Consider the following 7,540-nt stretch of genomic DNA (forward strand, 5'->3'; position numbering starts at 1 on the left):
CCGGATGCACCGGACATTCGTAGTTCGTTAATTATTAAGAATGACCTGCTGGCCTTCCTCAAGTCCTTGGACAATCTCCGCCTCGGTAGGCGTCATTAACCCCACCTCGACATCAACCTCCTTGCGGCGTTCGCCATCAGCGACCTGCACATACAATCGGCCCATATAAGAGCGAACGGCTGAGCGAGGCAGCACGATTGCGTTCTCGCGCTTCTGGAGCTCGATCGTAAGCTCGGCACTGTCACCGATATGAATGCCTTCCGGCTCATCCTTTATGTCGATATAGATCGTTACCGCATTGCTCTCGGCCTTAGCGCTGTCTGCTCCTATTGGCACATTGGATGGAGACTGCACGACATTGCCCGTATAATCAATGCCTTTGTACTTCAGCTTGACGGGCATTCCTGCTGCTACAGCTTGAAGCTCCTTCGACTCTGCCGCTACATAAGTAAGCTGCATACGCGTAGTATCGGCAATGGATACGACTGTTTGATAGGCGTTAACCATGTCACCAGCGTTCAGCTTCTCGACAAAGGTCACTGTTCCTGAGATCGATGCATGAATCTGCGATTTCTGTAGGCGGCTCTCCATCGCCTGAAGCGATATCGTCTCTCTTTCCATATCAATTTCACGCAGCCGCAGCTCAGTATCACTTGCTTGGTTATTCCAAGCCTGCTTGTACAGCAGCTGCGTTCGTTCGACATTGAGCCGCTGAAGCTTAACCTGAAGCTCCAAATCACCTGTCTCCAGCTCGACGAGCAAATCGCCAGCCTTCACCTCTTGTCCGGGCGACACACTAATCGACTTAAGCCTCCCTCCAGCTTCCTTGAATGACAGATTCTCCGTGCTTGAGGATACGAAATGAGCCGTTCCCTTGAGCTGTGTCTGAATATTGCCCCTGCTCACCTCCACAATATCCAATTGTTCCTGAGCAGGCTGTACGAGCGGCGGCTGAAGGGCGTTCTGTTCAGTTGGAAGCAGGCTGCATCCTGTAAGCGCCATCATAACTGCCAGTGTCATGACAACGCGCTTGGCATATGGCATCGCACTGCTTAAGCTCCTATTCGATAATCGTCTGCGACACAATTTTCCCATCCTCCAATGCTATAACATGATCAACAAGCTCCATGATGCCCGGATCATGCGTCGTGAGCACCACGGTCATGCCGGAACCATTCACAAGCTCCCGAAACACACGCATAACCTGAAGCCCCATCCTCGTATCCAATTCGGCCGTCGGCTCATCCGCGATTAGCAGCACGGGCTTATGCGCGATCGCACGGGCAATGGCCACCCGCTGCTGTTCTCCTCCTGACAGCTCCCCTGGCCTATGCTTCATTCTCTCCTTCATCCCAACTTGCTCCAAAGCATGTTCCGCTGCCTCGCGATTGCCTTTAACCGGTGCACCAGCGATGCGCAGCCCGAATTCCACATTCTCATAAGCACTCATTAACGGGAGTAGACCAAACGATTGGAATACTAATCCGATTTCCTTGCGCCGCAGCGCGCTGCGTTCCTTGCAGGGCAATTGCGTAATCTCTCGTCCCCTGAAAATAACCTGTCCTTCCGTCGGCTCATCAAGCGCGCTTAGTATATTCAGCAGAGTGGTCTTGCCCGAGCCTGATCTTCCCTTTAGCGCTACCATCGTGCCTGTCGGAATATCCAAATGAACGTCTGACAATGCCGTGAGGGCAGACTGACCTCTACCGAATACCCGCTTCAAGCCAGTCGCCTTCACAATCAGTTGGTCATTGGCTTCTCTTGCTTCCATTTGCAAAGAGGTCATTGACATCCCCCTCGAGTATTCTGAATCATGTGCTGCAATCAAAACAATATAGCGATCTCCCTGCATGATATCATTCTAACGCTTGCCATTGCCGAACAATACCCGTTCGATCATGTTCGTTTACCTAGGAAACACTAGGTTTTTTAATTCACAAACAAGAAAAAGACCGCAAGTCCTCCTGCTTAGAGGAAGTCCTGCGATCCATTAGTCTATACGCTGTGCAGCTATCTAGTTGTTGCTTCAAGAGAGTGTATCCCGATATTCCTGAGGGGTCATCCCCGTTACCTTCTTGAAGAAGCGGGTAAAAGAGTGCGCTGCCTCGTAGCCGACGGCTACAGCCACTTCCCGCACCTTCAAATCACTGTCCCGAAGCAGCTCCCTTGCCTGTCTTGCCCGGCATGTATCGATATACTCAGACAGGTTGATGCCACGTTCCTGCTTGAATAGGCGTGATAAATACGAGGGATTGAAGTAGTGGATTTCCGCCAGTCGGACTAACGAAATATCCTCGCTCAGATGATCCTCAATGTACTCGCATATCCGATCGATTACTTGAGACGTTCGATCCCGTTCATCACTTTGCTTATGCCGGAAGATCGCTTCTGCCGTTTGCCTCAGATAAGAGAAGCCTTCTCTTAGCGAGGGATGATCATCCAGACGGAGCAGCTTGCCATTATCGTCCATTCGGTTATGCTGCCCCAGCCTGAGGAGGGAGGAATACAGCATAAGCGCAATCGAATAATACGCCTCGATCAACCGCTGTGGATGCTCCTTCTGCTGGAGTGCAGTGCTCGTCAATTGCTCCAATTCAGCATAAAATTCATCACCACGGCCTGCTTCCAAATGTGCTGCCATGATTTCCACTTTGCGGCTTGGCATAAAACCCTCTTTGCCGCAACAATCGATGGGCGCGTTGCCATCCCGCAGGATCATGGAGATGCCGTCACCGATCTTCAAATGCTGTAGAAGGCGCAGCCTCTCGTATTGTTGGGTAACAGAAATCCAATCGCAGCTTGCGCCGCTTATAGTGAGAGAGATTTGGAGCCCCAGCGAGGCATGGCAGGCTTCCTGGACAAGCTCCAGCGTCCCCTCCAAATAACGCAGCAATCGGCTGTCTTGCTTCTCATCTATGTCTCTTAACGGCTGAAGCAGCCATAGCATATCTCCATATTTGTCTTCAATACCTATACTGGTCGTCTGATCCTTCAAGTAGGAATCCCACAGCATTCTGGCAGATGCAAGAAGCTGGCTCCTTTCCGTATAAGCCATCCCCCAGGGATAAGATAGACGGGCAAGAACCAGAACGACGGTGTTAGTCGGGTCCAGCGGAATGTTCAGTTCATGGAACTCCTTGACGATCTCGTCACGCTCCGCACATAGCACATCGCTCTCCTGCAGCAAATGCCTCATATAATTCCCTTGTGCCATGAATTCGAACGTATGCATCTGCTCACGCGACTGCTCCAGCAGCTTGCTCTCCAGATTGCTGCGATAAATATCCTCTAACGTACTTTTCACCGCTTCAGTTACCTTCCCATAGCCTTCTGTTTTCAGTAAATAGCGGACATGCGGCATTTGGAATGCCCGGTAAGCATAATCGAATTCACTATGTCCAGTCAGAAAGATCACTTTGCATCTTGGCCAGTACGTCAGAATTTCCTCCGACAATTCGAGGCCGTTCATGCCAGGCATCGCAATATCTGTCATGACGATATCGATACGGGTACGTGCCATCCAATCTAATGCTTCTTTGGCTGAATAGGCCTTGCAGACATCCAGCTGATCCGGCATCAGGCTGCTCATCACCTCGTATAATCCATCAGTAATAATCTCCTCATCATCGACGATCAGCAGTCTGTGCATCTCCATCCTCCTCCTTGCAATTGATTCGAATTTCGACACGCAATCCGTTAAGCTCACTTCGCGACAAGAACAATCCGCTGCCTTCGCCGTACGTCAGCATAATCCGGCGATGAATATTAATGATCCCTGTCATTTCATGCTCTTCGTCCGTATTCCTCAATCGTTTATTCAGCAATTCAATAGCAGCATCGTCCACCTTGCTTCCATTATCCTCTACGATAATCAATGACTCTGACCGATTTTGCTCAAACGACACGCGTAGAATACCATCCTCCGGCATTTTTTCCAGACTATGCTCATACGCATTCTCAATAATAGGCTGAACAATGAGCCTTGGCACGCGAATTCGATCCATATTTTTAGGCAAATCATCAAATTGAACGGTTATGCGCCTGGAGAATCGGAGCTTCTGAATTTCCGTATACATTCTAGCATGCTTGATCTCCTCCGATAACCACACATTTTCCTCGCCATTACGGGTAATGAACCGAAAATATTCGCCCAGCATGTTGGTGAACCGCTCAATTCTGTCCGTGTCCCCTGTTTGGGCAAGCGAGTTCATAATAAAAAAGCTGTTATAAAGAAAATGCGGATTAATTTGAGATTGGAGCTGCTTCAGCTCCGCTTTCTGCATCATAAGCTTCTGCTTGAAATCCTGATCGATCAATGTCTGCAGCTTGATTAGCATCTGGTTGAAGCGATCGTACAAATAACCGAATTCATCTTTCTTTCCATGCTCAATGAGAATATCTAGGGCTCCCCCTTCCATTCTTCTGAAGCTTTGCACTAGCAGCAGCAAGGGACGATGAACAAGTCTATAAGTAGACAATGAATACACAATGATCGCCAATATGGAAGTCCCTGCAAACAACAAAGCCCAATAATCAAACTTGTTTAACGGCCGCTTGACCGTTTCTTCCGGCAAATACGTCACGACCGAAAGCCCTAATAGTGCCGAATCGGCTTTATCGATATGATAGTTGCGCCCTTCCACCTCCATGATCATGGAATTTCCCGTTAATTTGGAGGCATTAACTACATAATTACTTAATATGGCATCCGATTGACCGCCGCCACTAAGTGTAAATCCCACCTCTTCGGCGATCAGGAAAGAACCGCTCTCAGGATATATGCTCAGCTGTACCAAGGATTCCTTCATCTTCTGGGTATCGATTTCAATCTGAACGAGAAAGAGCGGCTCTTCCCCCTTCCTGCCGCCAAACTTGGAGGCACTAAGATGAAGAGATTCATTTTGCTTGACCAATCTGCTTGCGCCTAGCTCTGACACAGCTCGTATGTGGTTATACCTGTCCTGCTCAAAATCATGGACGCCGTTTGCTACTGAAATCGTTTTGTCTATCGATCGAATGTGTACATAAATATCTTGAATATAGGCACTGCTGTTCTTTATGGAGGTCAGGCGATGCACTAGATAGTCCATTTGCTCCTTCTTCTCGGCACTATCCATCAACCTCCAAATAACTGCGATTTTATTCAGCTCGGCATCCTGAAGCATATCGAACTGTTGAACTTCCAGCCACTCTACCTCTCGGTTCAAATCCTCTAAATAAGAAGACAATTGCGCCAGCGTATTTCTCGAAATCTCTTCGCTTGCGTTCTTGTAGCTCCAGTTATACAAATAGACACCAAGCAGGATGATGGGCAAAATGACGATTAAATACATGAAAATAAGCCTTATGAACAGGGCGTGGCGCATTGAATTAACAGGAATCTTAAGCATCGAAATGCACCCCTTCAGATGCAGCGAATGCAATGCGTGCAGGTCTTCTATTGCAGGACGAAGTCCTATTATTCTTCACTTGTATTCCTGCCTTTCTCCACATACCACTGATTGACTTCGTTTGTCATTTCCTGTCCCCCTAGCCGATACCAGTCTCTGACAAACTCATCAAACTCATCAAGCGGACGACCAAGAATAATATGGATAAAGACTTTGTTCTTCATCGATTCCAGAATAGATTGCTTCTCAATAATCGATTCGGTTGGAACGCCTACAAACCTATCGTACAAAAACTGATTATTTTTTTCATACTGATCCATTACGGCGAATGCTCCAGTTGGTCCATAGGTTCTTTCCCAACCCCAACCGGTAGTATCATTTTTTTCTAAATAAGCATCAATATTTTTTTGGATCGCTTTGGCCTCATCGTGAAGGCTGGATGTATCTCCTGTCCTGCGAGCCTCCTCGATCTGACGATACGCCTCCAGATTTTTGAGTGCGGGAGCCGGGGTAACCGGCGAAAGCTGCCAAGCCGGATAAGGCGTGCTGTAGTACGTTTCGTATTCAGCCGTTGTCCCCCAATTTTTCTCCAGATGCAAATTGATCAGCTTAATGATCGCCTCGGGATGCTCAACGCCCTTCCTTACGGCAAGGAATTGATTAGTCGGGAAACGAAGCGGCACCTTAGGCAATTGTCCTGTTTCCGACACGATCGGAAATGCTTGCCAATCGGCTTTGTTATCTCTCTCATAGCTAGCTTGAACTGGGAACGAGCCCCATTGCTCGCCATACATCATTCCGATCTTCCCTTCGGTGATCAGCGCAAGCTCTTTTCTACCGTTCTTAAACGCAAATTCATCATCAATTTGACCGGCCTGATACATCTCCTGCAGCACCTTTAACGCTTTCTTCACCTCAGGCTGAACGGCCCCGTATACAAGCCTACCCCCACTATCTTTAATCCACATATTCGGATAAGCCTCATAACCAGCCATAAAGTCCGTCAAGCCCATAACCGGATCCCATAAATATTGCGTAAGTGCCATCCCGAACGTATCGGCCTTCCCATTTCCATCAGGATCTTTCTCTGTAAACGCTTTCGAAATAGCAAGCACATCATCCATCGTCTTCGGAGGCTGCAGGCCTAGCTTATCCAGCCAGTCGGTTCGAAGCCAAATAAACTGCGCTCCTTCGATCGAAGCCATCGTTTCGGGGATTCCCATCAGCTTCCCATCAATCGTTGCTGTTTCGAACGGCCCCGTTCCCTCTTGGCTAAGCACTTCCTTAGTGAATGGTGCCGCATACTGCTCGTAGACCTCGGTTAGATCTTGAATTAACCCTTCATTGGCCAGCTGCCGAAGCTGCTGCGCGTTGACTCTTACGATATCGGGAATATTGTCCGAAGCGAGCGCAAAGCCCAGCTTCTGTTGATAAAGATCGCCCTTGGCAGTCCAATCATACTTGATCTTGATGCCGAGCACATCTTCGTAGAGCCGGCTCCACCTGTTATCCTCCAGCGTGTCCCCCGGAAAGTAGGTCAGCAATTCTTCTAATTCGCTGCTAGTTTCCCTGACAAACGAAACCTCAATAGGCGGATTATATTTCGTTAAGCCTGGATCTTGATACTGTGATTCGTCTTTCGCTTCCTGTGCCGGCTCTTCAACCGTGTCATGTTCACATGCAGTAATAATCTGGATAAAAATAAGCGTGGCAAGCATAAATTTAATTTTATTCCTATAGACCATCCACACCAGAACAACCCCATTTCTTGTTCTGCAATTTATCAATCAACAATTACTAGTTTAACATTATAATTATCCAGATATAAAATTAAATATTCAATGTGCATTTATTGACATCATTATCCTAAACTTTACTTATATTCTACTCCCCGCGCAGGACAACGTCTTTTCCCAGGATTTCCTTGTTTGAAGGGAACGTTATACTTAGGTACATTATTTCTGTAGCTAATGCCTTTTTTTCTTTCATATTCACTCAATCCCGTACCTAGTAGCACTAAACCCGCCCACTACTGCTACTTTCGTATTATTAGGTCAGCCAGAATGTTCTGGTTGGCCTTTCTTTATGGCCGTTATACGATGGCGGTAGCCGGGAGAACGTCTGCTTTTTGGGGGTTATACCCCGTAGGA

General features: G+C 47.9%; 5 protein-coding genes. All 5 read right to left on the bottom strand.

Annotation, left to right across the window (positions count from 1 at the left end):
* Positions 1 to 27 precede the first annotated feature (27 nt).
* A complete protein-coding gene (locus AC6ESP_RS25525) occupies positions 28 to 1,095 on the bottom strand; it encodes an efflux RND transporter periplasmic adaptor subunit (protein ID WP_497099543.1) in 1,068 nt (355 codons plus the stop codon).
* Positions 1,061 to 1,786 carry an ABC transporter ATP-binding protein gene (locus tag AC6ESP_RS25530; RefSeq protein WP_497099544.1) on the bottom strand — a complete coding sequence of 242 codons (726 nt, stop codon included), beginning with the start codon at positions 1,784 to 1,786 and terminating at the stop codon, positions 1,061 to 1,063. Before AC6ESP_RS25530 ends, AC6ESP_RS25525 begins: the two co-directional genes overlap by 35 nt.
* Positions 1,787 to 2,026: 240 nt before the next feature.
* Entirely contained in the window at positions 2,027 to 3,649 is a 1,623-nt protein-coding gene (locus AC6ESP_RS25535) for a helix-turn-helix domain-containing protein (protein ID WP_497099545.1), read from the bottom strand.
* A complete protein-coding gene (locus tag AC6ESP_RS25540) occupies positions 3,624 to 5,390 on the bottom strand; it encodes a sensor histidine kinase (RefSeq protein WP_497099546.1) in 1,767 nt (588 codons plus the stop codon). The genes AC6ESP_RS25535 and AC6ESP_RS25540 overlap by 26 nt, the downstream gene beginning before the upstream one ends.
* Positions 5,391 to 5,458: 68 nt before the next feature.
* Positions 5,459 to 7,108: an extracellular solute-binding protein gene (locus tag AC6ESP_RS25545; protein ID WP_497099547.1), complete on the bottom strand. Its 1,650-nt coding sequence runs from the start codon at positions 7,106 to 7,108 to the stop codon at positions 5,459 to 5,461.
* Positions 7,109 to 7,540 lie beyond the last annotated feature (432 nt).

The sequence above is a fragment of the Paenibacillus xinjiangensis genome (assembly GCF_059686975.1).

Bases quoted from the DNA above. Each gene is read 5' to 3' on its own strand.
- AC6ESP_RS25540 (WP_497099546.1), bottom strand. From the start codon at position 5,390: ATGCTTAAGATTCCTGTTAATTCAATGCGCCACGCCCTGTTCATAAGG.
- AC6ESP_RS25545 (WP_497099547.1), bottom strand. From the start codon at position 7,108: ATGCTTGCCACGCTTATTTTTATCCAGATTATTACTGCATGTGAACAT.
- AC6ESP_RS25535 (WP_497099545.1), bottom strand. From the start codon at position 3,649: ATGCACAGACTGCTGATCGTCGATGATGAGGAGATTATTACTGATGGA.
- AC6ESP_RS25525 (WP_497099543.1), bottom strand. From the start codon at position 1,095: ATGGGAAAATTGTGTCGCAGACGATTATCGAATAGGAGCTTAAGCAGT.
- AC6ESP_RS25530 (WP_497099544.1), bottom strand. From the start codon at position 1,786: ATGACCTCTTTGCAAATGGAAGCAAGAGAAGCCAATGACCAACTGATT.